Raw genomic sequence first — 26042 nt, 5'->3', positions numbered from 1 at the left:
CACACTCTCCTTGGCAAGGGACAGAGGTTGTCGGTTAAAGGGACGATACACCGTTATTTCGCAGTTGCACAGTGATTAACGCGCCATAAAAATTCGATGTGTTTGGGGCGGAATTGGTAAAAGCGATAATTTTGTCTCGGAAAAAATTCCAAGAAATATTTTTTAAATCAATAGATTATGACACAAAAGCGACAACCACATGGTTGATGCGGAGGATATGAAACACCCGTAGCGGGCATTTCCGTTCACGAATTTTTTTTGCAAAGCAAAAACAATCGGCAGCGCAGCGATGCGAAAAGATCACGGTTTGACGGCTCCCCTTCCTTCGTCAGGCAACCCTTAGATGTGCCGCACGAGCTACAACATGCATCGCGTGAATAGCAATATATTACCGCAGTGCATTCTGTAAACCATTTTTAATAAGGGTTTAAGGCAAACGGTTGCATGCAAAAAACGGTAGCTGAGTGCGTTTTATTTCACGATCTTAAGGGAGATTTAGCCTTAAACGTTCATATTCGACCTGGGCAAAACGCCTCCGGTCGACAAAATGTCGCCCGGCATTTCAAAACGAAGGACAAGACGAAATGTCTTCTTCCGTGAATACCAACGTCGGGGCGATGATCGCCCTGCAGAACCTGAACGCCACCTCGTCCGACCTTATGGCCACCCAGACCCGCATTTCGACGGGCCTGAAAGTCGCCAGCGCCAAGGACGACGGTGCCGCCTACGCCATCGCCCAGACCCAACGCGCTACCGTTTCGTCGCTTGACGCTGTCAAGGACTCGCTGTCGCGCGGTTCGTCGGTGGTCGATGTCGCCATGTCGGCCGGTTCCTCGGTCTCCGACATGCTGACCCAACTGAAGGAAAAGGCGCTCGCCGCGTCCGATACCTCGCTGGATACGACGTCGCGTACGGCCCTGAACAACGACTTCCAGTCGATCCGCGACCAGATCACCAAGACGCTGTCGAACGCCACGTTCAACGGCATCAACCTGGTCAACGGCACCAACGCCAATATTACCGCCCTGGCCAATTCGGACGGTTCGGGCAAGATCACGGTGTCCGGCCAGGACATGTCCCTGGGTGGCTCGATCGTGACGCTTTCGGCCGCGGCCGGCTTCACGACCGCGACCTCGGCGGCCAACCTGCTGACCACTATCGACGCCTCGATCAACAACGTGTCGTCGTCGCTGGCCAGCCTCGGTACCTCGTCGAAGGCGCTGGAAAACCACGCCAGCTTCGTCGGCAAGCTGCAAGACTCGATCCAGGCCGGTATCGGCAACCTGGTCGACGCCGACATGGCCAAGGAAAGCGCCAAGCTCCAGGCGCTGCAAACCAAGCAGCAGCTGGGTGTCCAGGCCCTGTCGATCGCCAACCAGTCGACGGGTACGGTCCTCGCCCTGTTCCGCTAAACCTGAAGCGTATCGCGGCAGGGGGCATACTTCCCCTGCCGCATCTATGATTTCCTTATGAATGGCCGCCTACGGGCGGTCTTTTCCTTATGTGCATTTGACTATGGTCTGGCAGCTTCAATCGGAGGCCGCCATGCCCGACAGCCAGGTCCAATCCCCCCAAACCGCTTCGTCGCCCCAGGCCCGCGGGCCGTACGAAGTCGACCGGCTGGTGCTGGTCCCCGACGATATCGACCTGTCGAAATCGCCCTTGCGCGGCCATATCGAAGCCGAAACCTATGTGCTCGGCGCCTTCAATCCCGGCCTGCTGCGCCTGCCCAACGGCAACCTGATGATGATGGTGCGTATCGCCGAGGCGTTGCGCACGCCGATTTTCGACGGCCATGTCCACGCCATCCGCTGGGAAGACGGCCGCTATGTGCTCGATGCCTGGCTGCTGGAACTGGCCGACACGGCCGATCCGCGCAAATTCACCCTGCGCGGCGGCGGATGGAAGATCATGGCCCTGACCTCGCTGTCATGGATTCTGCCGGTCGAACTGTCGCCCGACGGCCTTGAGGTCGTCGCCCACCACTACGACAAGGCGGTCGTGCCGCAAAACAGCGTCCAGTGCTACGGAGTCGAGGATCCGCGGGTCTCGAAGGTCGGCGACCGCTGGCTGATGACCACCTGCTCGGTCAGCCCGGAGCGGCATTGCACCACCCTCTACAGTTCGGACAACGGCCTCGACTGGCGCTTCGAGGACATCGTGCTTGACCATCAGAACAAGGACATGCTGATCTTCGAAGGCAAGATCGACAACCAGTTCTGGGCGCAGACACGGCCGATGGGCGACCTTTATTTCGCTTATCCGCCCGGCAGCGAATGGCGCGCCGGCCCGTCGATCAACCTGGCGCACTCCAATGACGGCCTGTTCTGGAAGCCGTACCTCAAGCCCGGCATCCGCCCGCATTCCGGTACGGTCGCGACCGCGCGCATGGGCGGGGGCACGCCGCCGATCCTGACCGAGGACGGCTGGCTGTCGCTGTGGCATGGCGTCGAGCCCAAGGAGATTGTCGGCATCTATCGCACCTACTGGTCGATCGTGGACCGCAACGACCCGAGCGTGACTTTGCGCACTTGCCACGAGCCCCTGCTGGAACCCAATCCGGACCTGACGCGGCCCATCGAGCACCAGATGTACCTGCGTGACGTGGTTTTCACGACGGGCATAGCGGACGCCGGCGACCACTACGTCGTCGCCTCGGGCGAGGCCGACCTGGCCTGCCGCATCACCCACGTGCCTAAGTCGGCCTTCAGGGTGTAACCACCTGTTTATGCGGGCATTACGTTTTGACGGCGTGTCCGATATTTCCGGAAAAGGCCGAAAGACCTTATCCCTGATAGCAGGATCAACCTTCTTGGGAGGCTTTCAAAATGGGTAAAGGTATTCTGCTGTGGCTGCTCGGCGTGCCGATTCCGGTCATTATCATCCTGGCCCTTCTCTTCCACTGGTGAGGGAGGCTCGCATGGAAACGGCAAACGCCGTCACGGCCCACGTCCCGCACAGCGACGGGCCCAATCTCGAATCCTCGAAGTCCGGCATCCACTGGGCGTCGATCATAGGCGGCGCCGTCGGCGCCACCGCCGTATCGATGATGCTGGTGCCGCTTGGCTCCGCCTTCGGCTTTTCAGCCATGTCGGCCTGGCGCGATATCGGCCACAACGCCCTGGTCTTCACGACCAACTGGGCGATCTGGCTGGTCGTCATCCAGTGGCTATCGTCGCTGGTCGGCGGCTATATCGCCGGGCGCCTGCGCGTCAAATGGGCCGATACCCATAGCGACGAAGTCTTCTTCCGCGATACGGTGCACGGTTTCCTGGCCTGGGGTGTCGCCACCCTGTTCAGCGTCATCGTGCTGACCTCGGTCACTACGGCGACGGTCAACACCACCGCCGAAGTCGCGCCCGCCGCCGCACAGGCCGCCGCCAGCGCTACCGGTACCGAGGCTCCGGCCGACACGGCGGCCCGCAACGACCGCACCGCCACGGAGACCGTGGCTGCCACCGAAGCGGCGCGAAAGGCCGTTGTCGGCTTCTCGTTCGCCAGCTTCCTGGCTCTGCTGATCGGCGCCTTCATAGCCAGCGTCGCCGCTGCGCTGGGTGGCCGCCTGCGCGACAAGATCCAGTAACGCATCCGGGCGCGATCTTTCGGGATCGCGCCCTTATTCCGTCAGTCGTAAAGTTACCGCCAGGGGGCCTTATCGAGGACCATCGTCATGTCCGATATTCGCGAAAAACCGGAACAGATCATCATCCCGACCGACCCGATCAACGGTCCGGCCACCGTTGTGCCGACCAAAAAGCGCGGCGCCGACAAGGAACCGCCGCTGGGCCGCACGACCGACCGGCCCTACGAGAACGAAGGTTAACGGTTTTAACCATCCTAATTGTTTCCTGATCATTTAGGCCGTCATTCTCTCCGCAGCCGGGCTTTTGTTTGTGAACGCGGAGAGAATACCATGTTCGACAGCCTGATGACGCAGCTCGTCAAGACCGGGCGCGTTACAGTTATCTACCCTGACGGAACCACCCGGGCCTACGGGGCCATTCCCCACGATAATCCGTCGCTCGATGCCACCATGCGGCTGCACCGCAAGGACACGGCGGCCAGGATTCTGGCCGATCCCTATCTCGCATTCGGCGAAGCCTATATGAACGGAGACTTGACGGTCGAGAACGGGACGCTGTGGGGCCTGCTCGACGTCATCGGCCGAAACCTGAACAATATTCCCGCCCCGCCGCCCTGGATGAGGCTGTGGCACCGCGTCCTACAGGCCGTCGCCACATACAATACTGTCGCGGCCTCCCGCCGGAATGTGGCGCACCATTACGACCTACCGGACGAGATGTACCGCGCCTTCCTCGATACCGACCGGCAATATTCCTGCGCCTATTTCCCGCGCCCCGGCATGAGCCTGGAAGAGGCGCAGATGGCCAAGAAACGGCACCTGATCGCCAAACTCGACCTCAGGGCCGGCCAGCGCGTGCTCGATATCGGTTGCGGCTGGGGCGGACTGGCGCTCGAGATCGCCCAGGCCGCCGATGTCGAGGTGACCGGCATCACCCTGTCGAACGAGCAGCTGGAGGTCGCCCGCCGGCGCGCCGAGGCCGCCGGCCTGGCCCGGCGCGTACAGTTCGAGCTGATCGACTACCGCGAACTCGACGACCGGTTCGACCGGATTATCTCGGTGGGGATGTTCGAGCACGTCGGTCCCGCCAATTACGACACCTACTTCGCGAAAATAAGAAATCTTTTGAGCGACGATGGCATCGCCGTCGTCCATTCGATCGCCCGCTGCGGCACAAGGGGCGGCAGCAACAGCTGGATTCAAAAATATATTTTCCCCGGCGGCTATATTCCGTCCCTGTCGCAGGTGACGCAGTCGACCGAACGCACGTTCCTTTGGATCACCGATGTCGAAATCCTGCGCCTGCACTATGCCGAGACGCTGAAGGCCTGGCGCGAACGCTTCATGGCGCATCGCGACGAAATGGCCGGGCTCTATGACGAGCGCTTCGTGCGCATGTGGGAATTCTACCTGGCATCCTGCGAGATGAATTTCCGTCACGGCGACCTGATGGTCATGCAGGTGCAGCTGGCCAGGCGGATCGACGCCGTGCCGCTCGCCCGCGACTACATGTTCGACGGCGAGCGCGACCTCGACCGTCCTCGCGCTGTTGCCCAGAGCGCCTGATCAAAGCGTCCTGAGCACCAGGTCCGCCGCCGCCCAGCCGGCGGAAAAGACGGACCCTGCGACAACGGCGGCCATGGCCAGGCCGGCGGCGCGCGTCGTGACGGACGTGTCGGCCGCCGGCAAGACCAGGACGCGAGCGGCAGCGGAACGGGCTTTCAGGATCAGAACGGACATTCGATTTCCTCCTGGCGGCATAGTGCCACCAAGCGAGACATAAAGAAAATTGAACGTATTTTTTAATAAGGTAGATTTTTTTTATGATCAACTGACCATGGCCTTACAGGCCACCCGGGCTTTCGGATTGTCCGCTTACCAGGGAAAAGGCGACGCTGCGGTATCGCAGACCCGGAGGCACGTCATGGCCATTACCCTCACCGAAGACGACGTCAAGGCGCTGAACAAACATATCGACGGGGTCCTGACCCTCCTCCAGCGCGGCGAAATCGAACTGTTCAAGGCACGGGCGGAACTGGAGCATCTGGTTACGCTGGCCGCCAATGACGATACGGAGCTGCATGGATTCCTTCGCGCCGGCATCGATCCGGAAATCATCGACGGCGACAATGCCGAAGACGTCGATGATGGTGTGCTGGCCAATTCACGGCCCTGAAATTTCCTGAAAATTGGAGGCATTCATGCCCAATGTCTGCGAACTGCTGGTCCGGCTGCTCGGTGAAATCGGCGTGCAGCAGGTTTTCGGCGTGCCCGGCGACTCGATCAACGCCCTGACGGAAGCCATCCGCACCCAGGACAAGGTCCGTTTCGTTCACGTCAACCACGAAGAGTCGGGCGCGTTCGCCGCCGTGGGGCAGGCCAAGCTTACCGGCCGGCTCGGTGTGTGCGCCGGCACGTCCGGCCCGGGCGCGATCCATCTTTTGAACGCGCTGTACGACGCCAAGTGCGACCGGGCGCCGGTACTGGCCATTACCGGCCAGATTTCAACGAGCATGATGGGCAGCGACTACCAGCAGGAAGTCGACTTGCACGCCCTGTTCAAGGATGTGACCGTCTATAACCAGGTGGTCACCTCGCCCGAGCATTTTCCCTATGTCGCCGTCCAGGCCATCCAGGCCGCCATCGAAAAGCGCGGCGTCGCCCACCTCAACATTCCGCTCGATATCGCGACGCGGACGGTTTCGGAAGCCGACCGCTGGCATGTGCGCGTCCCGGAGCTGCGCGTCGAGCCGGAAAGCGGCCGCGACGTCGCACACGCGGCGAAGCTGATCAATGAGGCGGAAAAGCCGGTCATCCTCGCCGGCATCGGCTGCCGTGGCGCCGAGTGCAAGGTCTTCAAGCTGGCTGAAACCATCGGAGCTCCGATCGTGCACGCCCTGCGCGGCAAGGAGCTGTTTCCGGAGTCGCATCCCCTGTCCATCGGCGGCATCGGCAATCTGGGCGTCAAGCCCGCGCTCCACGCCATGGACCATGCCGACCTTCTGCTGATGATCGGCACCAACTTTCCCTATGTCGAATTCCTGCCCCAGCACGTGAAGACCGTCCAGATCGATCTCGATCCCGGTGCGATCGGAAAACGGCTGCCGGTCGACGCCGGTATTGCCGGGGACGCGGGCGCGGTCATCGACGCCTTGCTGCCGCGGCTGAACCAGAAGGCTGGACGCGGCTTCCTGCACGACGCGCAGAAGCACATGGAAACATGGCGCCGGGAGATGGCGAAGGACGCGCAAAAGCCGTCAAGGCCGGTCCATCCCGGCCGGCTGGCCTATGAAGTCGGACAGGCGGCGCCCAGCGATGCGATCTTTGTCTGCGACACCGGTCTGGTCACCGGCTGGACGGCGCGGTACCTGCAGATCAAGGCCGGACAACGCTTCACCGTTTCCGGAATTCTCGCCACCATGGCCTATTCCATGGGCGCGGCGATCGGCGCGAAGATGGCCTACCCCGGCCGCCCGGTCGTTGCGCTGACCGGCGATGGCGGCTTTTCCATGCTGATGACCGACTTTTCGACGGCGGTGAAGTACAAGCTGCCCATGCTGATCGTCGTGTTCAACAACCAGACCCTGGGCATGATCGAGATGGAACAGGAGGGCAAGGGCATGCCGGCCTACGAAACCCACCTGCACAACCCCAATTTCGCGGCTTTCGCCGAACTGTGCGGCGGGGATGGCGTGCGCATCAACGACACCGCGGATTTACCCTCCGCCATCGAACGGGGATTGAAAAGCCCGGTGCCGTTCGTACTGGACGTAATGATCGACCCCGGCGTCATGTTCATTCCCCCCCGGATCACCCTGGCCCAGGCGACGCATGTCGCCCAGGCAAAGATAAAGGAAGCGCTTGGCTGAGGTCTACGCGACCTGCTGGACCTTGGGGTTGGTCGTGTAGGTGGCGATGAGTTCGCCGTGGGCCAGCACGTGGCCGGCAATCGCCTTTTCGGCCTGCTCGCCCGTAAAGCCTTTCGGCAGGTTCAGCGTCTTCACACCCAGGGCATAGACAAGGAAGTGATAGCGGTGCAGGCGCAGGTCGTTGAACGGCGGGCACGGCCCGTCATAGCCGTTCGCGCCCTTGGCGCTGTCGCCATAGCTGTTCTTGCCGATCAGGCCGTAGCCTTCGGTGCCGGCGTCGAGATGGCTGATGATCGGCGGAATATCGACCATCAGCCAATGATAAAAGTTGCGGCGCGGCGCATCCTCTTCGATGACCGCGTCGGCGCGGTTGGCGTTGGAAAAATCAGCCGGGACGTCGCGGTCTACACAGATCACGGCGAAGGATTCCACATCGCCCGGCGCACCGGACCATTTGATGGCGGGGCTGATATTGCCGGCGGGCATGCTGCCGCCATGGCCATCCGCCGTGCAAAAGGCGAAGCGCGTATCGATGGGCTTGCCGGGCTGGATTCCTTCGACGCTGACTGTGAGTAGCATGATGTCTCCTTCAAGCGCATCCCCAAAGTGTGAAGCGGTTTTTGGGAAAGGATGCGCGACAAACAAAGTCCCCGGCCTGGCGTATCGTAGCCCCCGTACAGCCCTCTGTCACCCCATTTCGATACTTATGGAATCCTGACGACCCTCCCGTCTATCCGGCTTTTTCCCTTAGGTGCAAAGGCAGACACCACACGTAAACGTCAGACGATGGGAGAGCGCCATGCGACTGCACGACCGCCGGCAAGCCGGCCGGGACCTGGCCCGTCAGTTAAGCGAATTCGCCGGCACACGCGACTGTATCGTCCTGGCCCTGCCGCGCGGCGGCGTGCCGGTGGGGTTCGAGATCGCCAGGGCGCTTGGCCTGCCGCTGGACGTCTTCCTGGTGCGCAAGCTGGGTCTGCCGTCCAATCCGGAAATCGCCATGGGCGCCGTGGCGTCGGGCGGCTTGCGCGTCATGAACGACGATGTCGTCAAGGCGTGCAATATCGACGAAGCCGCGATCGAGCAGGTCGCGGAGGCCGAAGCCATCGAGCTGAAGCGGCGCGAACGGATTTATCGCGACGGCAAGGCCTACCCCAAGGTGCGCGACAAGACGGTAATCGTCGTCGACGACGGCGTCGCCACGGGCGCGTCCCTGCGTGCCGCCCTGAAGGCGCTTCGCCGCGAAGGCCCGAAACGGCTGATCGCCGCCATTCCCGTGGCCCCGCCGTGCGAGGACAACGACCTGCCGGAAGCCGACGAGGTCTTCTGCCTGATGCGCCCGCACCCCTTCTACAGTGTCGGCCTGAATTACGAGCGCTTCGACCAGGTGCCCGATGCCGAGGTCGTTCGCCTGCTGAAGGAGGCCGGCGCCTTCGCACCCGAACCGGCGCGCGGGCACGCCGATATCATAGCCGGCCGGCTGCGCCCCTTCGCCACGCCGCTGACCGGCGCCCGCGGCGATTATGACGCCCTGATGGTCATGGCGGAAAACGCACGCTTCGTGCTGATCGGCGAGGCCAGCCACGGCACCGCCGAATTTTACCGCCGCCGCGCCGAGATAACCCGCCGGCTGATCGAGGAGAAGGGGTTCATGGCCGTGGCGGTCGAGGCCGACTGGCCCGACGCCTTCACCGTCAATCGCTATCTCAAGAGCGACAAGGTGGCCAGCGCCGCCGAAGCCTTAAGCGACTTCCGCCGCTTCCCGACGTGGGTGTGGCGCAATACCGAGGTGCGGGGATTCGTCGACTGGCTGCACGACTACAATATCCGCTCACGGCGCGGCGCCGTGGGCTTTTACGGTCTCGACCTCTACAGCCTCAACAGCTCGATCGACGCGGTTGTCGCCTATCTCGAGTCCGTCGATCCGGAAGCGGCGAAGCGGGCGCGCAGCCGCTACGGCTGCATGACGGCCTATGCGGATCCTGAAGCCTATGGCTACATGACCGGACGCGCGGGAGACGCGTCGTGCGAGGACGAACTGGCGGCGCAACTGCGCGACCTGCGCCAGAACACCTTCGCCTGGCTTGACCACGACGGCGCGCTCGATGGCGAGGCCTTCTTCTCCGCCGAGCAGAATGCCCGCCTGGTCAAGAATGCCGAGGTCTATTATCGCGCCATGTTCCGCGGCCGGCCACGGTCGTGGAATGTCCGCGACACGCATATGGCCGATACGCTCGACGAACTGGCGGACTTCCTCGGCGAGCAGCAGGGGCGGCCGGCCCGTATCGTGGTGTGGGCGCACAATTCGCATATCGGTGACGCCCGCGCGACCGACATGCGACGCCGCGGCGAGTTGAACCTCGGTCAGCTGGTGCGCCAGCGTCACCCGGATGAAAGCCTGCTCATCGGCTTTTCGACCTATAACGGCACCGTCACCGCCGCCGAGGACTGGGACCGTCCCCATGAGACAAAACAGGTGCGCGACGCCCTGGCCGGCAGCATCGAGGACATTCTGCATCGCGTCGGCATGCCGGAATTCCTGCTGAACCTCCGTGACCGGCCCGAGGTCCGCCACCTGCTGGAGGAACCGCGTATTTCGCGCTTCATCGGTGTCATCTACCGGCCCGACACCGAGCGCCAGACCCACTATTACGACGTCGCCCTGCCGGACGAGTTCGACGCGGTCATCCACCTCGACCAGACCAGCGCGCTCCAGCCCCTGCCCGAAACGAGGGCGTGGGAGCCCGAGCTGCACGCCGGCGAGACCTATCCGACGGGGCTTTAAGGCGATCCGCAAGCCACATAGGTTTCTTCCGAAAAATCAGAAGGATTGTGCCGGACCGGGAGCGAAAACCTTTCGCGGGACGGGCATTCACGCCGTCCGCCAACGACTGCCCGGCACCCGGAACAATCTGTGAAATCCGTGTGATCCGGGGCGCGCGTGCTACTTGTGCGTCATCACGATGCCGGCTTCGTCGAAGGCGTGCTTGATCCGGCGGTTGTATTCGCGCAGCACGACCCAGCGCTCCGCCGGCCGGGTGCGAATCCGGCCCTTGAGAATGACACCGACATCCGACAGCAGGTCGACTCCGATGATTTCCATGTCCTCGAGGATCATCGGGCCGAAATGCGCGTCCTTGCGCAGCCGGGCGGCCGTGTCGCGCATGACCTGCATGGCGCGGTCGACGTCGGTGTCGTAACGCACCGGCAGGTCCGCCGCCGCATAGGAGAAGGTCTTGGTCATGTTGTGGATGATCTGCGCCTCACCATACGGGAAAATATGAAGCGTCCCGTCGGAATCGCGCAGGCGGATGGTGCGCAGGGTCATGTCCTCCACCTGCCCGGCATAGGCCTGGATCTGCACGACGTCGCCGATGGCCACGATATCCTCGACCAGCAGGAAGAAGCCTGTGAAGAAGTCCTTGACCAGGGTCTGGGCGCCGAAGCCGACCGCGATGCCGGCCACGCCGGCCCCCGCCAGTATGGGGCCGATCTGCACACCGACCTGGCTGAGCAGCGTCATCACCGCCAGCACCATGATGACCGCTTGCAGGATGCGACGAACGATCGGTCCCAGGGTCTCGAGCTGGGCCTCGCGGCGCGGATCGCCGTCATGGGTGCGCAGCCTGTGGATCGCCGTGCGCGTGAACAGGCCCACGCCCTCCATGGCGACGGCGGTCAGGACCAGTACCGTCAGCACGCGCATGGCCGTGGTCGCGATGCGCTGCCCGTCGCCCCTGGACGCCCAGGCCATGATGTCCATGCCCCAGATTCCGGCGATAATGACCAGGGCAAGCGCGGCGGCGGCCACGCGCAGGGCCCACCGTGTCAGCCTGAGCGCCTTGGCGGACCTGAGATTGCGGTCCGCGGTCGATTCGTGCGGGAGGCGGGACAAGGCGCGGCACATGGCCCAGTCGACGATCCGTTCGACCACAACCGCGACGGCCATGACCGCCACGGTCAGGCCGGCATTGATCGCCAGCGCCACCGGACCGAGGCCCACCAGATGCCACCACCAGGCCTGGATATTCGTCCAGAATGTCTCGACTGCCGTCATAAGCTTACCGTATCCTTTGCCGGCGGACCGTGCCTTCCCGCCCGGTAAGGCGGAAATGGCCAGGTGGCCGGCCAGGATAAAAAACGTGCAAAAAGGGAGACGGATGGCTCCGCCTCCCTTTTTGCTGCTCACCGTTTTGGGATGCGATCAGTGGCGGCTGCCGGCAAAGCGGCCGTTTTCGTCACGATCCTGCGAACGGGACGACTCACCTCGGGCAGACTCACCGCGGCCAGACTCACCTCGGGCAGACTGGCCGCGGTTCGACGAACGGTAGTCGTCGTCCTGACGCGAGCGACCGCGCGACTGGTAGCCGCGATCGTCGTCGTCCGACGCGAAGCGGCCCTGATCCTCGCGGTCCCGGCTGCTGCCACGGCCTGACGACTGATAGCGGTTGTCGTCGTCGTAACGGCTGCTGCCGCGCGAACCGCCGCGATCGTTGTCGTGGCTGTGACGCCCGGCTTCGGCATGGCCATCCGGGTCGCCGAACCAGCCGCGGCCCTGGCCCGAAGACTGGCCGTAAGATTGGCCGCCACGGGAAGATCCGCTGGCATAACGGCCTTCTTCGTCGCGACGGCGGTCCGAGCGCTGGTGATAGCCGCGGCTGTGCCCGTAGGCGTGCCAGTCCTCGTAATCGTCATCGTCGCGGCTGCGCGAACGCGACGTGCCCCGGTCGTTATCGTGGCTGTGGCGGCCGGCTTCGGCATGGCCTTCCGGATCACCGTACCAGCCGCGGCCCTGACCTGAGGACTGGCCGGAAGAGCGGCCGGACGCGCGGTAGTCGTCGTCATCGTCGCGCGAGCGCGACTGAGCCGGGCCGCCGGAGCTTTGGAAGCGGCCGTTTTCATCGCGGTCGCGGTCGTTCGAACGATAATCGTCGTCTTGTCTGGGCATGGGTTCTCCTTTTCGCGAAGGGATTCGCGATTTGATCGGCACTGAATTTGCGATCTGTTGAGCGGTGACGTCTGGGGACAGACTGAGAACTGGCTATGATTGTTCATAGTCATGCTTGGATGATCTGTAACCGTGAAGTAACAGACCCGTATATTCTAAGGGGGCACAGGTAAGGATGACGTAGCCCCGCCTTCCGCCCCCTGTAAAAAGCCTGTAAATTTATTGCTGCGCCGCACAATAAATTGCAGGCTTGCCAAAATTGGCCAAAGTCGCGAAGAGTAGCGCGCCGCCACACGGGGGATCCATTTCATGCTGCGCCACCTGCTTCCCGCTACCCTGTTCCTGCTTGCAACGGCCTCGGCCGCGCACGCCGACGACACCCCCACCGCCGGCCAGGCCGCATTCGGCGCCTGCAGGGGCTGTCACTCGGTCGAGAAGGGCAAGAACGGCTTCGGGCCGTCGCTTTATGGCGTCGTCGGACGCCGGGCGGGCGCCGTGCCCGGCTTCAGCTATTCGAAGGCCATGACCGGTTCCGGCGTGACCTGGGACGCCGCCGCGCTCGACGCCTACATCGCGGCGCCGCAGGCCAGAATTCCCGGCAACCGCATGCCCTATGGCGGGCTGAAGGATGCCGCAAAGCGCCAGGCCATCATCGACTACCTCAAGACCCTGCACGACTGACCATGACGCCCCTGTCCCGCCGTTCCTTCACCCTGGCGCTGGGCAGCGCTCTGATGGCCGGCAGCGCCGTGGCGCGCCACCATAAGTCCCATTCGCACCCTGTACGGCCCGCCAGGCCTCCGGCCCATGCGCGCTGGCCGATGGGCATCCAGCTGTGGACCGTCAATGCCGAGATGAAGGCCAATCCGATGGCGACGCTGAAGGCCCTGAAGGGCCTCGGCTTCGCGACGGTGGAAACCGCCGGCCTTTACGGCATGAGCGCCGCCACCCTGCGCACGCACATCGAGGACGCCGGCCTGGTGTGCAAAAGCTACCACGCCAGCATGGCCGACCTGATCGCCAGCCCCGAAGCCCACATGGCCAACGCCCGCACGCTGGGCGCCACCTGGATCGTCTGTGCCTCGCCGCTGACGGTCGGCACGCTCGATCCGTCGAAACCGTGGCTTGAAGCCATGTATGAGACGATGACGCTGGACGGGTGGAAGCAGAACGCCGCGCACCTGGCGGGGCTGGTGCCGCTGGCGCGGCAGTCCGGCCTGGTCATGACCTATCACAACCATCCGATGGAGTTCCGCGACTGGAACGGCGTCACCGGCTACAGCCTGCTGGCAAAGTCCAGCGACGCCCTGCGGTTCGAACTCGATATCGGCTGGGTGGTAGCGGGTGGGCACGATCCCCTGCCGATCCTCAGGCAATATGCCGGACGCATCGACCTGCTGCACGTCAAGGACATGGTCAGGGACGCCTCGGCGCCCCTCGGCTGGCGCTCGGTCGAGGTCGGCCGTGGCGTCATCGACTGGGGACCGGTTTTGGCCACCGCGCGCGAGACCGGGGTCAAGGGCTATTTCATCGAGCAGGAGCTGCCCTATCTTCGCCCCGTCATGGAGTCCCTGCGGATCAGCAGCGACGAAATCCGCCGGTCAAAATCGTTTCGTTAGGTAAAAAGATAGCGACTCGTAGAAAGTCCGCGTAAAGACGACTTTTGCAGCGTATCGGCGAGCCAAGGTTTTTCATGTCGACAATTTCCGACGTTGCCCGTCTGGCGGGCGTATCGACCGCGACGGTGTCGCGCGTGCTCAACGGCTATGAGCACGTGTCGACCGACACCGCCGTGCGCGTCGCCGAAGCCATCGAGCAACTGGGCTACGCGCCCAACGCCATGGCCAAGTCGCTGCGCACCCTGAAGTCCAGCCGCATCATCGTCACCGTTCCCGATATCGCCAACCCGTTCTTCGCCAGCATCATCCGCGGCGCCGAGGAGACCGCCCAGGCCGCCGGCTATGCCGTGCTGCTGGGCGATGTCGGCTCCAATTCCGACAGCGAGGAGGTCTATGCCGGCCTGCTGCGCCGGCGCGAGGCCGACGGGCTGATCTTCCTGGGTCACCACATCCCGGACTCGCTGGCGGAAATGATCGAGCGCCAGGGCCCGGCCGCGCCGGTCGTCAACGGCTGCGAATATACCGACACCCTGCCGGTCTCCAGCGTCCACATCGACAATGCCGCCGCGGCGCACGAGGTCATGGAGCACCTTTACGGCCTGGGACACAAGACCGTCGGCATCATCACCGGCGACCTGTCGAGCCCGATCAGCCGCGACCGCCTCAAAGGCGCCAAGGACAGCGCCGGCGCCCGGGGTCTCGCCAGCGGGCTCACGATCGTCAGCGGCGACTATTCGATCGAATCCGGCGCGCGCCTGACCGCCGACCTGATGGCCATGACTCCGCGCCCGACGGCCATCTTCTGCTTCAGCGACGACATGGCGTTCGGCGCCTGCCATACCCTGCGCGAAACCGGCCTCGACTGCCCGCGCGACGTTTCGGTCGTCGGCTTCGACGACATCGCGTCGTCACGCTTCGCCGCCCCGCCCCTGACCACCGTGCGCCAGCCGATGCGCGAGATCGGCGTCAAGACGGTCGAATTGCTGATCGATATCCTGGAACGCCACGCCAGCCGCCGCGTCAACCTGACCCTGCCGCACGAACTGGTCCTGCGCGCCTCGACCGCGGCTCCGAAGGGCTGATATGACGGGGGCGGGCGACGAGACATCGCAACGCGCCGTCGCCGCAGCCCTCACTAATCCGCGCCTGGTCGCCGCCGCGCTCGACCTGCACGACAACCGGATTCCCGAGGCGGAGCGCGCTCTGCGGGCATACCTGAAGGAAAATCCGTTCGACGTCGCCGCCATCCGCCTGCTGGCCGAGGTGGCGGCGCGCATCGGCCGTTTCCGCGATTCCGAAACGCTGCTGCGGCGGGCGCTGGAACTGGCGCCGGGCTTCGGCGCCGCCCGCGCAAACCTGGCCACCGTCCTCTATCGCCAGAACCGCTCCGTCGAAGCTATAGCCGAGCTCGACCGGTTGCTCGACGAAGACCTCGACAGCGATAGCCTGGGCCCGGCCAATCTCAAGGCCGCCGCGCTCGGCCGCATCGGCGAGTTCGAGGAGGCATTGGGGCTGTACGAGGCCATCCTGAAGGACGCGCCGAACCAGCCGCGCGTCTGGATGAGCTATGCCCATACGCTGAAGACGATCGGGCGCAGCGACGACGGGATCAAAGCTTACCGCGAGGCGCTTGCGCTCAATCCGCACCTCGGCGAGGTGTGGTGGAGTCTGGCCAACCTCAAGACCTATCGCTTCAGCGACGACGATGTCGCCGTCATGCAAAAGGCGCTGAAAACGCCGGGCCTGAAGGATGCCGACCGCCTGCATCTCGACTTCGCGCTCGGCAAGGCGCTGGAAGACCGCAGGGACTATGCGGCGTCCTTCGCCCATTACGCCACGGGCAACGCGCTTCGCCGCCGATCCGATCGCTACGATGCCGGCGTTATCACCGCCATGGTCGACGAAAGCATCGATCTGTTCACGCCGCGGTTCTTTGCCGAGCGCCAGGGCGTCGGCTGTCCGGCGCGCGATCCGATCTTCATCCTGGGCATGCCCCGCGCCGGCTCGACCCTGATCGAGCAGATCCTGTCGAGCCATTCGCAGATCGAAGGCACACAGGAACTGGCCGATATGCCGGCCCTCGCCCGGCGCGGCGGACGGTATCCGGCGCGTCTCCTCGATCTCGACGCCGCCGATTTCAAAAAGCTGGGCGAGGACTATCTCGACCGCACGCGGGTGCAGCGCAAGACCGACCGTCCGATGTTCATCGACAAGCTGCCCAACAACTGGGCGCACGTCGCCTTCATCCACCTGATCCTGCCGAACGCCACCATCGTCGACGCGCGCCGCCATCCGCTGGCCTGCGGCTTCTCGAACTTCAAGCAACACTTCGCCCGCGGCCAGGATTTCACCTACGACCTTGCCGACATGGGCCGCTATTATGCCGACTACGTCCGGTTGATGGCGCATGTCGATACCGTCCTGCCGGCTTGTGTGCACCGCACAATACACGAGCACTTGGTTGACCATACGGAAAGCGAGATCCGCGCCCTGGTTTCGGCCTGCGGACTGGACTTCGAAGAGGCCACCTTGCGCTTTTTCGAGACCGGCCGCGCCGTGCGTACACCGTCTTCAGAACAGGTCCGGCGCCCGGTAAATCGTGACGGAACCGATGCCTGGCAAGGGTTTGAGCCCTGGCTTGGCCCACTGAAGACCGCCTTGGGACCGGTGCTCGACGCCTATCCGAACGCGCCGCAGGCCTTCCGTCGCTGACCCGAACGGCGTCAGTTGCAATTCTGTCACGAAGTTTTCTTTTCGCAGCGCAGCAACGACATCAGCGATTGACGCATGGCCGCGACAGTCACACACCTGTCACAACCAACCTGACCCCGGGGGTTTTCATGCGCGTGCGCACACTGGCTGCCTGCCTTCTCTCCACCACAATGCTCAGTTCCCTGCCCGTGCTGGCGCACGCCCAGGCCCAGACCAAAAGCGAGGATACGACCGACGTCATCGTCACGGCGCAGAAGCGGACGGAAAAGCTGACCAGCGTGCCGATCAGCATCCAGGTGCTAGGGACGAAGAAGCTGGACCAGCTCAATGTCGCCGGGATCGACGACTACGTGGCGCTCCTGCCCAGCGTCTCCTACCAGAACAATCCCTATCTCGGCTCCAGCGTCTATTTCCGCGGCGTGGCGTCGGGCGGCGACGGCAACCATTCGGGCTCGCAGCCCTCGGCCGGCATCTATCTCGACGAACAGCCGGTGACGACCATCGGCGGACCGCTCGACGTCCACATCTACGATGTGGCGCGCATCGAATCCCTGTCGGGCCCGCAGGGCACCCTCTACGGCGCCTCGTCCGAAGCCGGCACGATCCGCATCATCACCAACAAGCCCGACGCCACCGCGACCTACGGCCGCTTTGATGTCGAAGGCAACGGCGTGGCCCACGGCGGCTACGGCGGCAAGGTCGAAGGCATGTTCAACACGCCGATCGGCCAGCGCATGGCGCTGCGCATCGTCGGCTGGGACCAGCACGACGCCGGCTATATCGACAACGTGGCCGGCAGCCGCACCTTTACCGGCCTGTCGGACGGCGCCGGCGGCTACCTGCCGGGCATCACCACGACCAACGCCCAGTACGTCAAGAAGAACTACAACACCCACGACGTCGCCGGCGGCCGCGCCGCTCTGAAGATCGACCTTGACGACAACTGGACGGCGACGGCGTCGCTGATGGGCCAGGACAGCAAGGCCAAGGGCTCGGCCGGCTACGACCCAAGCGTCGGCGACCTGAAGGTCCAGCACTTCTTCCCGGAATTCGATCACGACCGTTTCTACCAGGCGGCCCTGACCCTCCAAGGCAAGATCGGCATCTTCGACGTGACCTATGCCGGCGACTGGATGGAGCGCAAGCTCGATACCCAGCAGGACTATACCGACTACGCCGAGGCCTACGACCAGAACTATGCCTATTACGGCGGCGTGGCCAACTACTTCGCCTTCGTCAACGACAACGGCGACACCATCAATTCCAGCCAGACGATTATCGGCAAGGACAAGTTCACCAAGGAAAGCCACGAACTGCGCTTCGCCTCGCCGTCGGACAAGCCTTTGCGCTTCGTCGGCGGCGTCTTCTTCCAGCGCCAGACGCACCACATCTTCCAGGACTATCAGGTGCCGGGCCTGGCCGCCGATGAATCGGTCAACGGCCATCCGGGCACGCTGTGGCTGACCGACCAGATGCGCGTCGACCGTGACGCCGCCGTTTTCGGCGAGTTGAGCTACGACATCACGCCGACCCTGACGGTCACCGCCGGCGGGCGGTCGTTCACGTATGACAACAGCCTGATCGGCTTCTTCGGCTTCGGCGGTCCCGACAACGCCGCCTTCGCCTCGTCGGGCGTGCGCCGCTGCTTCACCACGGCGACCGTCGGCGCCACCAACCCCGTCGATGCGCCGGGCACCCTGGTGCCGGCGGCCATGGCCAACACGCCCTGTACCGACCTGGGCGTGCAGAATGCCGACGGTACCGTCAGCCCCAAGCGCGCCAAGGGCTCGGGCTTCTCGCCCAAGCTGAACCTGACCTGGAAGGCGACGCCCGACCTGATGCTCTACACGACCTGGTCGAAGGGCTTCCGTCCGGGCGGCATCAACCGCCGCGGCACCGTGCCGCCGTACCAGCCCGACTACCTGGTCAATACCGAACTCGGCTGGAAGTGGACCCTGTTCGACAAGACGGTCCATTTCAACGGTGCGGTCTATTCGCAGGAATGGCAGAAGTTCCAGTATTCATACCTGGGCGCCAACAGCTTCACGGAAGTCCACAACGGTCCCGACGCCACGATCAACGGCCTGGAAGCCGACGTGAACTGGCAGGCGACCCCGCACCTGACGATCACGGCCAACGGCGCCTATACCGACGCCAAGACCAAGCAGACCCTGTGCGCCTTCGAAGGCGACACCCAGGCCGACTGCTCGGGCATTGTCGACACCATCCAGACCCGGTATCCGGGCGGCGTCGCGACCCAGGACGTGACGCACAACCAGGACTTCGTCGCCGCGCCCAAGGGCACGCGCCTGCCGATCACGCCGAAATACAAGGCCAGCCTGGTGGCGCGCTACAGCTGGACGGTCGGCAAGTATACGTCCTACTGGCAGGTCGAGACCGCCTACCAGTCCTCGGCTTCGACCGACATCCGCTCCGCGGCGATCGAGACCGGCACCTGGGCCACCGTCAATCCGGCGGCGCTGCTGGGCAATCTCAAGGCCTACAGCACGACCAGCATTTCGGTCGGCACCAGCTGGGATACCTGGACGGCGGAACTGTTCGTCCGCAATCTGACCGACGAACGCGCACAGCTGGCCCGCTATCAGGAATGCGGATCGTGCTATATCCGCTCCTACATCATCACCAATACGCCGCGCACCGTCGGCGTTCGGTTGGGCACCAAGTTCTGATATCCGGAACCGGCGACAAAAAGCGCGATGTGGCGACACATCGCGCTTTTTTTGTGCTCAATTACCGCACAGCGCCGGCCACGACGGAGGCTCGGGCTGCCCTGGCCGGCCCCGGCTGCGCTGGAATGTGAAAGTCACGCGCGCCCCCAGCGGCATGGACAGGGGCCGCCAGCACCACCCAGAAGCCCCTGATGCGCGATTTGGCCACTCAGGTGACAGTCGTCCGCCCGAGACGCTCGCCGCAGTCTCCGAAAGTGATGACAGGCGCACTTTTGATTTGATATTACCTCGTCGTCGCGCGTAGCGTCGCGCCGCCGCCAGGGTTCTGGCCGGAGGCCTCGACCAGGCAGCCGCGGGCATTCGCAATCGGTCTGTCGCCGCAGGGGGGTGGCGGGTCCGAAGGGGAGACTCTGATTTGGCCGACAAACCGAAAGCGCCGCCGAAGCCGAAGCGGCCGCCCATGCCGAGCCTTTGGCCGCTGCTGAAGCCCTACAAAGGCCAGATGGCGATTCTCGTTGTGCTGACCGCGGCCGGCAATGCCCTTAACCTGGTCGTACCGAAGGTGGCCGCCGACGCCATCGACGCTTTTACCGCGGGCCACCTCAACCTCGATGCGTCGCTGATGTCCCTGGCAGCGCTTGCGCTCGGGACCTTCATTTTCGGCAACCTCCAGAACGTGGTTCAGACCATGGCCTCCGAGCGTGTGGCCCGCGACCTGCGCACGCGCCTGGCCGAGGTGGTTTCGCGGCAGACCTATTCGGCCGTCGAGACCATGACGCCGGCCAAGCTGCTGACCAATTTCACCTCGGACGTCGACGCCATCAAGGGCTTCGTCGCCCAGGCCGCGCCGACCCTGATCTCGTCGGTCTTCGTGATCCTCGGCGCCAGCGCCCTTCTGTTGTGGCTGAACTGGAAGCTGGCCCTGCCCGTGCTGGCCGTCCTGCCCCTGATCGCCGCCAGTTTCTTCGTCATCATGGGCCGGGTCGGCAAGCTGTTCGGCCAGATCCAGAGCCTGGTCGACACCATGAACCGCGTGCTGACCGAGACGATCGTCGGCGCGCCTTTGATCCGCCTGGTCAATACCGAGGCGCGCGAAACGGCGCGCTTTATCGGGGCGGCGGAGACGACGCGCGCCATCGGCATGAAGATCCTGCGCCAGTTCGCTTCGATGATCCCGCTGATCACCTTCCTGACCAATGTCGCCGTGCTGATCATCCTCGGCCTCGGCGGCCATTTCGTCATCACCGGCGGGATGACTGTCGGCCAGTTGTCGGCCTTCCTGTCCTACCTGACCATACTGGTCTTCCCGATCATCATCATCGGCTTTACCTCGATGTCGATCAGCCAGGCCCAGGCGTCCTACATGCGCATCGGCCAGGTCCTGAACGCCCCGCCGCCACCGGCGCGCGGCGAAACCGCGCGTCCGTTGACCGGCGCCATCGCGGTCCGGGATCTCGTCATGGCCTATGGCGAGCGCAAGGTGCTGAAAGGCGTGTCGTTCGACATCAAGCCGCGTTCGCGCACCGCCATCGTCGGCCCGACGGCGGCGGGCAAGTCGCAACTGCTCTATGCCATGACGGGCCTGCTTCAGCCGGCCTCGGGACAGGTGCTGTACGACGGCCGGCCCATCGACGACTATACGCGTGACAGCCTCTACGCCCAGATCGCCTTCGTCTTCCAGGACTCGCAGCTGTTCAACCTGACTTTGCGCGAAAACATCGCCTTCAACACCAAGGTCGACGAGGCGCAGTTAAACCGGGCGATCGACACGGCCGAACTGCGGGGCTTCATCGACGGCCTGCCGCAGGGGCTCGACACGGTCGCCGCCGAACGCGGCCTGTCGCTGTCGGGCGGCCAGAAGCAGAGGATCATGCTGGCGCGCGCCCTGGCCTTGAACCCCAAGGTCCTGTTCCTCGACGACTTCACCGCCCGGGTCGACGTCACGACCGAAGCGCGGATTCTGGCCAATGTCCAAAGGAACTATCCCGACCTGACGCTGATCTCGATTACGCAGAAGATCGCGCCGGTCGAAGCCTTCGACCAGATCGTGCTGTTGATGGAGGGCGAGGTGCTGGCCGTCGGCACGCACGCCGAACTGGCGCATTCCAGTCCCGAATACGGCCAGATTCTGCGCTCGCAGCGCTCGACCGAAGCTTACGAGGCGGTGTGATGGACTATACCCTCAAATCCGCCACAGCCGGCGGCAAGCAAGAGAGTCTGGGCTCGGCCTGGCAGGCCTTGAAGCCCCTGCTGGGCGACGAACGCCGTCATATCGCGGTCGCCGTGACCTGCGTAATCGTCAGCACGGCCGCCAACCTGCTGGGACCGGTGATCACGGCGCGTATCATCGACACCGCGATCAAGCACGGCGACTACGGCCTCCTCCTGCGCGACGCAGGCCTGCTGGCCGCGATCTATCTCGTGGGACTGGTGGCCATGTATCTCCAGACCCTGCGCATGGGCACGGTCGGGCGCAACGTGCTGTTCAAGCTGCGTGGCCGCCTGTTCGCCCAGCTGTCGCGCCTGCCCATCGCCTTCTTCGCCCAGAACCGCGCCGGCGACCTGATCTCGCGCGTCAACAGCGACACCGACAAGATCAACCAGTTCTTTTCTCAGGCCTTGATGCAGATGTTCGGCAGCCTGTTCCGGGTGATGGGTGCGGGCATCATCCTGCTCTGCCTGAACTGGCGGATGGGCCTGGTCGCGCTCGCGCCGGCGCTGGTCATGCTGGTCCTCACCCGTGTGCTGTCGCCGTGGGTCAAGCACGCCAACCGCAAGAGCCTGGAGAGCCTGGGCGCCTTGTCCGGCGATGTCTCGGAGAGCCTGGCCAACTTCCAGGTGATCGTCGCCTTCAACCGGGTCGACTATTTCCGCGAGAAGTTCAAAGCCGCCAACCAGGACAATTATCGTGCCTCGGTGACATCCGGCGTGGCGTCCGGCGTGTTCGCGCCGCTGTATACGCTTGCAGGCAGCGCGGGTTCGATCCTGGTGCTGGGACTTGGCGTATGGCTGATCCTGCACGGCCAGCTCAGCGTCGGCCTGCTGGTCGGCTACCTGCTCTACGTGTCGTCCTTCTACGATCCGCTGCGCCAGCTGGCGACGGTGTGGTCCAGCCTGCAGACCATGATGGCGGCCATGGACCGCGTGTCCGAGGTGCTGAAGCTCGAACCCAATCTGGTCGAGCTCCCGCAAGACGCGGGCCAGACCGCAAAGCAGCCGGGCGCCCTCCTCGCCTTCGAAAACGTCAGGTTCGCCTATCCAGGCGGCAAGCCGGTGATCGACAAGGTCGACCTGACGCTGGAACGCGGCAAGACCTACGCCCTGGTCGGCCCGACCGGCGGCGGCAAGACCACGACGGCCATGCTGATGGCGCGGCTGTACGATCCGACCGAAGGCACAGTCTATCTGGAAGGCCGGGACATCCGCACCTTCACCGCCGCCGAGCGCGCGGCGAAGATCGGCTTTATCCTGCAAGACCCCTTCCTGCTGGCCGGCAAGGTCCGCGACAACATCGTCTACGGCCATCCCGATCTCGGCGATATCGGCACGGAGGCATTGACGGAACGCATGAATGCACTCGGGCTGGCGGGCTTCCTGGCGCGGTTCGGCGAAAGCGGGCTGGACACGCCGGTCAAGGGCACGGGCGACGGGCTTTCACTGGGTCAGAAGCAGCTGGTGGCCTTCCTCAGGGCGGTGATGCGCGAACCGGACATCCTGATCCTGGACGAGGCCACCGCCAATATCGACACCGTCACCGAGCAGATGCTGGAAGAGGTCCTGGCCAGGCTACCCGAAACCACCACCCGGGTCATCATCGCCCACCGCCTCAACACCATCCAGAACGCCGACGAAATCTTCTTCGTCGGCGGGGGCACGGTGACGGCGGCAGGCTCGATGGCGGCCGCCATGGACATGCTGCTGGGCCACGAGCGGACGTCGTAAAGGCGCTAGGCCTTTATTTTGGCACGTAATTTATCCCAAAAGCGGCATCCCCCTTTTGGCATGATGCCCTACGCGATATCGCGGCGATAGCGGCCTGAGGCTATGGCGCTTTCCACCCATGCATCGCCCATGTGGCGGCGCAGGGCGGCATCGACAGCGACAGCCATGTCGTGCGATCCCGACACCAGAACGGCGCCGTCCTCGCCCAGCCAGCCCTGGAATTCAAGCGTACGCCCGACGAAGACGTCCTCGACACGGCGGCCGTCGGCGCCGGCATAGAAGGTTAGGTCGAGACGCGACAGGCTGCCGTCGTCCTGCCAGCCGATCAGTTCGTCGCACAGGGCCCCGTCAGTGACCGGATTGTGCTCGCCGTAGATCAGCCAGCACTTGCGGCCGGCGGCGCGGGCCTCCATCAGGTTGGGACGCAGCGCGGCAAGCCCTGCCCCCATGCCCACCATCAGCAGCGGCGTCTCGCCGTCCGGTGCACGGAAGGCGCCGTCGGCCACCAAGCGGACGGCGGACGGCGAAATCGTCGTGGAAGGGTCTTCGCCCGCCGGCACCCAGAGGCGCACATGGCCTTCCGACGGCAGGGAGGCGATGGGGTAGCGGCGGCTGCCGATCTCCACGGAGGCACCGGCGCGCCAGGACGCGGCGCCCTCGGTCGGCTCGAGATCGATCTGCACCAGCTTGTCCGCACGGGATTCGGCATTGACCACCTCGCGCGCCGCGATGCGCCAGCCGCCGGCCGGCGTGGGGTTGGCCCGTGGCGCAGCGGATGCCGGCACTGGCGCGGTCACGGGTTGCGGCGCGGCTACCCCGGCCAGGGCCGGCCTGCGCCGGAACAGGCGCGTAATCGCGCCCACCGCCATCAGCCCCAGCACGACGCCCACGCCGATACGCAGCAACTCGATTTCCCACGATGTCATAGCCATATCCCCGATCATACCCAACTCCCTAAACCCACGATTCCAGAACAGGACTCAAAACTTCCCGGATGCCGCCGCTATCGCGCACGCGCAGCAGGCAGGCCAGGTTGTGTTGTTTCGCAAATGCCCGCGCCTCGCCCTCGCCCATGACGATCAGCGCCGTGGCCAGCGCGTCGGCGCGCCAGGCCTGTGGGTCGATGACCGTCGCGCTGGCGATTTCCGGACGGGCCGGACAGGCCGTGCGCGCATCGATGGTGTGCGACAGGATCAGGCCTTCGTGCTGGAAGGACCGGCGCAGGTCACCCGATGTCGCGACGGCCCGGCCGCTGATGGCGACCACGGTGCGCGGGGCGGTTTCATCCACGGCCTCGATTTCGACCCACCACGGCAGGTCGTCCGGCCGCGCGCCGAAGCCGCGCAATTCCCCGCCGATCTCGACCAGGGCGGCCGACACGCCGGGCTCGAACTGCAGCATCTGGCACAGGCCGTCGACGGCGTAGCCCTTGGCGATGGCGTTGAGATCCAGGTGAAACCCCGCCGGGCGCACCAGCCCGTCCGGCCGCCAGTCGAGCCGGCGCCAGCCGTGGGCATCGCCTTTCAAGGCCTCGATATCGGCCTGTTGCGGCAGGCCGTCGGGCACGATGCGCGGCCCGAAGCCCCACAGCTCGACCGCTGCCAGCAGGCCGGGATCGAAGGCGCCGTTGGTCAGGCCCGCCATGTCGATGGCGTGGCGCAGGACCTGCATCATCACTTGCGGCAGGGGCACAAAGGTGTCGGCGGGCGCTTCGTTGAAACGGGTAAGATCGGAATCGGGCCGGTACGGGCTCATCTGCCGGTCGATCAGGTCCAGCCAGGCGCGGATGCGGCGCGGCAGGCTGTCTTCCAGCCGGTTGGCGACGCTGCGTTCGGCGTAGAGATCGACGCGCCAGCCGGTGCCGAAGGCGTCGCCGCCAAAGACCAGCCGGACCGCGTGCGCGTCGCCGTGCGGCACGGCGTCGATATCCGGGATGATGACGCGGGTGTCGAAGGGCTCGGGCAGGTGGCTGGCCGGGGCAGTGGTCATGGCTGCCAGCGCCTTAAAACCGACCGCCTTGAAACCGGCGGCGCCGCGGAGCGTATACAGGTCGATCTGGTTCGCATATCGGATAGTGTGCCCCGGCGGTGACCGCTCATCCATCTTTTATGGATAATTTATAAAAGCATGCTGCACCGCATTAGGCCAGAGGACTCGCGTGCCGCTTGATCGCAAGGCCTTGGCATGTCACCCTTTATCCACAATTGGTTACACAGGATACGTTCAGATGACCGAGCAGATCGGCCCGGATCTCGATGGCACAGACCGCCGGCTGCTGGCCGCCCTGCGCGAAGATGCCCGGCTGCCGGTGTCACAACTGGCCGCGCAGCTCGAAATCCCGCGCGCCCAGGTCTACGCCCGCCTGGAACGGCTTGAGGCAGACGGCGTCATCGGCGGCTATACGGTGCGCCTGGGCGAAGCCTTTTCGCGCACACGGATGCGCGCCCATGTCATGATCAAGACCCTGCCGCGCCAGGGCCAGGCGGCCGAGGCGGGGCTTGCCGGCATCGCCGAGGTATCGGCCGTCTACGCCATCAGCGGCGAATACGACATCATCGCCATGGTCGAAGCGTCGAACAGCGTCGAGATGAACGAACTGCTCGACCGCATCGGCCTGCTCGACGGCGTCGAACGCACGACGACCTCGGTCATCCTGGCCGCCAAGCTGGAGCGGTAGGC

Annotated in this window: 22 protein-coding genes; 16 read left to right on the top strand and 6 right to left on the bottom strand. The window is 64.4% G+C overall.

Translation table 11 applies throughout. From position 1 onward, the window contains the following. The first annotated feature begins 584 nt into the window (after nucleotides 1–584). The 5 genes from AB8717_RS01845 (at nucleotide 585) to AB8717_RS01825 (ending at nucleotide 5149) form a co-directional block, all read left to right on the top strand. Nucleotides 585–1412: a flagellin gene (locus tag AB8717_RS01845; RefSeq protein WP_443749330.1), complete on the top strand. Its 828-nt coding sequence runs from the start codon at nucleotides 585–587 to the stop codon at nucleotides 1410–1412. Between the two features lie 133 nt (nucleotides 1413–1545). Further along, nucleotides 1546–2718 carry a glycosidase gene (locus AB8717_RS01840; RefSeq protein WP_443749329.1) on the top strand — a complete coding sequence of 391 codons (1173 nt, stop codon included), beginning with the start codon at nucleotides 1546–1548 and terminating at the stop codon, nucleotides 2716–2718. Nucleotides 2719–2920: 202 nt separating this feature from the next. Next, nucleotides 2921–3583: a hypothetical protein gene (locus AB8717_RS01835; RefSeq protein WP_443749328.1), complete on the top strand. Its 663-nt coding sequence runs from the start codon at nucleotides 2921–2923 to the stop codon at nucleotides 3581–3583. Nucleotides 3584–3670: 87 nt separating this feature from the next. Further along, nucleotides 3671–3823, top strand: a complete 153-nt coding sequence (locus tag AB8717_RS01830; RefSeq protein WP_443749327.1) for a hypothetical protein — start codon at nucleotides 3671–3673, stop codon at nucleotides 3821–3823. Between the two features lie 90 nt (nucleotides 3824–3913). After that, a complete protein-coding gene (locus AB8717_RS01825; RefSeq protein ID WP_443749326.1) occupies nucleotides 3914–5149 on the top strand; it encodes a class I SAM-dependent methyltransferase in 1236 nt (411 codons plus the stop codon). On the opposite strand, the gene AB8717_RS01820 is transcribed toward AB8717_RS01825, so the two are convergent. Further along, nucleotides 5150–5323 (bottom strand): hypothetical protein, encoded by a 174-nt coding sequence (locus AB8717_RS01820; protein ID WP_443749325.1) that lies wholly within the window; start codon nucleotides 5321–5323, stop codon nucleotides 5150–5152. 184 nt (nucleotides 5324–5507) lie between these two features. Here AB8717_RS01820 and AB8717_RS01815 point away from each other — a divergent pair, with 184 nt between their 5' ends. Further along, entirely contained in the window at nucleotides 5508–5759 is a 252-nt protein-coding gene (locus AB8717_RS01815; protein ID WP_443749324.1) for a hypothetical protein, read from the top strand. A 25-nt stretch (nucleotides 5760–5784) separates the two neighbouring features. Beyond that, complete coding sequence (locus AB8717_RS01810) at nucleotides 5785–7452, top strand: thiamine pyrophosphate-dependent enzyme (protein WP_443749323.1); 1668 nt, start codon at nucleotides 5785–5787, stop codon at nucleotides 7450–7452. A gap of 3 nt (nucleotides 7453–7455) precedes the next feature. On the opposite strand, the gene AB8717_RS01805 is transcribed toward AB8717_RS01810, so the two are convergent. Next, on the bottom strand, nucleotides 7456–8031 hold the full coding sequence (locus AB8717_RS01805) for a YbhB/YbcL family Raf kinase inhibitor-like protein (RefSeq protein ID WP_443749322.1): 576 nt from the start codon (nucleotides 8029–8031) through the stop codon (nucleotides 7456–7458). 220 nt (nucleotides 8032–8251) lie between these two features. Between AB8717_RS01805 and AB8717_RS01800 the strand changes: the two genes are divergently transcribed. Next, nucleotides 8252–10237 carry an erythromycin esterase family protein gene (locus AB8717_RS01800; protein ID WP_443749321.1) on the top strand — a complete coding sequence of 662 codons (1986 nt, stop codon included), beginning with the start codon at nucleotides 8252–8254 and terminating at the stop codon, nucleotides 10235–10237. Nucleotides 10238–10396: 159 nt separating this feature from the next. On the opposite strand, the gene AB8717_RS01795 is transcribed toward AB8717_RS01800, so the two are convergent. Both AB8717_RS01795 and AB8717_RS01790 read right to left on the bottom strand, forming a co-directional pair. Then, nucleotides 10397–11509, bottom strand: a complete 1113-nt coding sequence (locus tag AB8717_RS01795) for a mechanosensitive ion channel family protein (RefSeq protein ID WP_443749320.1) — start codon at nucleotides 11507–11509, stop codon at nucleotides 10397–10399. Between the two features lie 147 nt (nucleotides 11510–11656). Then, a complete protein-coding gene (locus AB8717_RS01790) occupies nucleotides 11657–12400 on the bottom strand; it encodes a hypothetical protein (RefSeq protein WP_443749319.1) in 744 nt (247 codons plus the stop codon). A gap of 309 nt (nucleotides 12401–12709) precedes the next feature. On the opposite strand from AB8717_RS01790, the gene AB8717_RS01785 reads away from it, so the two are divergent. The 7 genes from AB8717_RS01785 to AB8717_RS01755 all read left to right on the top strand — a co-directional run bounded on the left by AB8717_RS01785 (nucleotide 12710) and on the right by AB8717_RS01755 (nucleotide 23363). Further along, entirely contained in the window at nucleotides 12710–13081 is a 372-nt protein-coding gene (locus AB8717_RS01785) for a c-type cytochrome (RefSeq protein WP_443749318.1), read from the top strand. Nucleotides 13082–13083: 2 nt separating this feature from the next. Continuing rightward, nucleotides 13084–14019, top strand: coding sequence for a sugar phosphate isomerase/epimerase family protein (locus AB8717_RS01780; RefSeq protein ID WP_443749317.1), 936 nt, complete (start codon nucleotides 13084–13086; stop codon nucleotides 14017–14019). Nucleotides 14020–14093: 74 nt separating this feature from the next. Beyond that, complete coding sequence (locus AB8717_RS01775) at nucleotides 14094–15101, top strand: LacI family DNA-binding transcriptional regulator (RefSeq protein ID WP_443749316.1); 1008 nt, start codon at nucleotides 14094–14096, stop codon at nucleotides 15099–15101. Nucleotide 15102: 1 nt separating this feature from the next. Next, nucleotides 15103–16731: a sulfotransferase gene (locus AB8717_RS01770; RefSeq protein ID WP_443749315.1), complete on the top strand. Its 1629-nt coding sequence runs from the start codon at nucleotides 15103–15105 to the stop codon at nucleotides 16729–16731. 128 nt (nucleotides 16732–16859) lie between these two features. Then, nucleotides 16860–19421 carry a TonB-dependent receptor gene (locus AB8717_RS01765; RefSeq protein WP_443749314.1) on the top strand — a complete coding sequence of 854 codons (2562 nt, stop codon included), beginning with the start codon at nucleotides 16860–16862 and terminating at the stop codon, nucleotides 19419–19421. Between the two features lie 460 nt (nucleotides 19422–19881). After that, nucleotides 19882–21591 carry an ABC transporter ATP-binding protein gene (locus AB8717_RS01760; RefSeq protein ID WP_443749313.1) on the top strand — a complete coding sequence of 570 codons (1710 nt, stop codon included), beginning with the start codon at nucleotides 19882–19884 and terminating at the stop codon, nucleotides 21589–21591. Then, nucleotides 21591–23363 (top strand): ABC transporter ATP-binding protein, encoded by a 1773-nt coding sequence (locus AB8717_RS01755; protein ID WP_443749312.1) that lies wholly within the window; start codon nucleotides 21591–21593, stop codon nucleotides 23361–23363. Before AB8717_RS01760 ends, AB8717_RS01755 begins: the two co-directional genes overlap by 1 nt. A 68-nt stretch (nucleotides 23364–23431) precedes the next feature. Here the strand turns inward: AB8717_RS01755 and AB8717_RS01750 are convergent, their stop codons facing one another. Beyond that, nucleotides 23432–24289, bottom strand: coding sequence for a hypothetical protein (locus tag AB8717_RS01750; RefSeq protein WP_443749311.1), 858 nt, complete (start codon nucleotides 24287–24289; stop codon nucleotides 23432–23434). 28 nt (nucleotides 24290–24317) lie between these two features. Next, on the bottom strand, nucleotides 24318–25352 hold the full coding sequence (locus AB8717_RS01745; RefSeq protein ID WP_443749310.1) for an FAD:protein FMN transferase: 1035 nt from the start codon (nucleotides 25350–25352) through the stop codon (nucleotides 24318–24320). 238 nt (nucleotides 25353–25590) lie between these two features. On the opposite strand from AB8717_RS01745, the gene AB8717_RS01740 reads away from it, so the two are divergent. Further along, entirely contained in the window at nucleotides 25591–26040 is a 450-nt protein-coding gene (locus tag AB8717_RS01740; protein ID WP_443749309.1) for an Lrp/AsnC family transcriptional regulator, read from the top strand. Nucleotides 26041–26042: the final 2 nt, after the last annotated feature.

The organism is Asticcacaulis solisilvae (assembly GCF_052327315.1).
GTDB lineage: Bacteria > Pseudomonadota > Alphaproteobacteria > Caulobacterales > Caulobacteraceae > Asticcacaulis > Asticcacaulis solisilvae_B.
The sequence above is the reverse complement of the archived record's forward strand: the minus strand, read 5'-3'. Positions and strand labels throughout refer to the sequence as shown.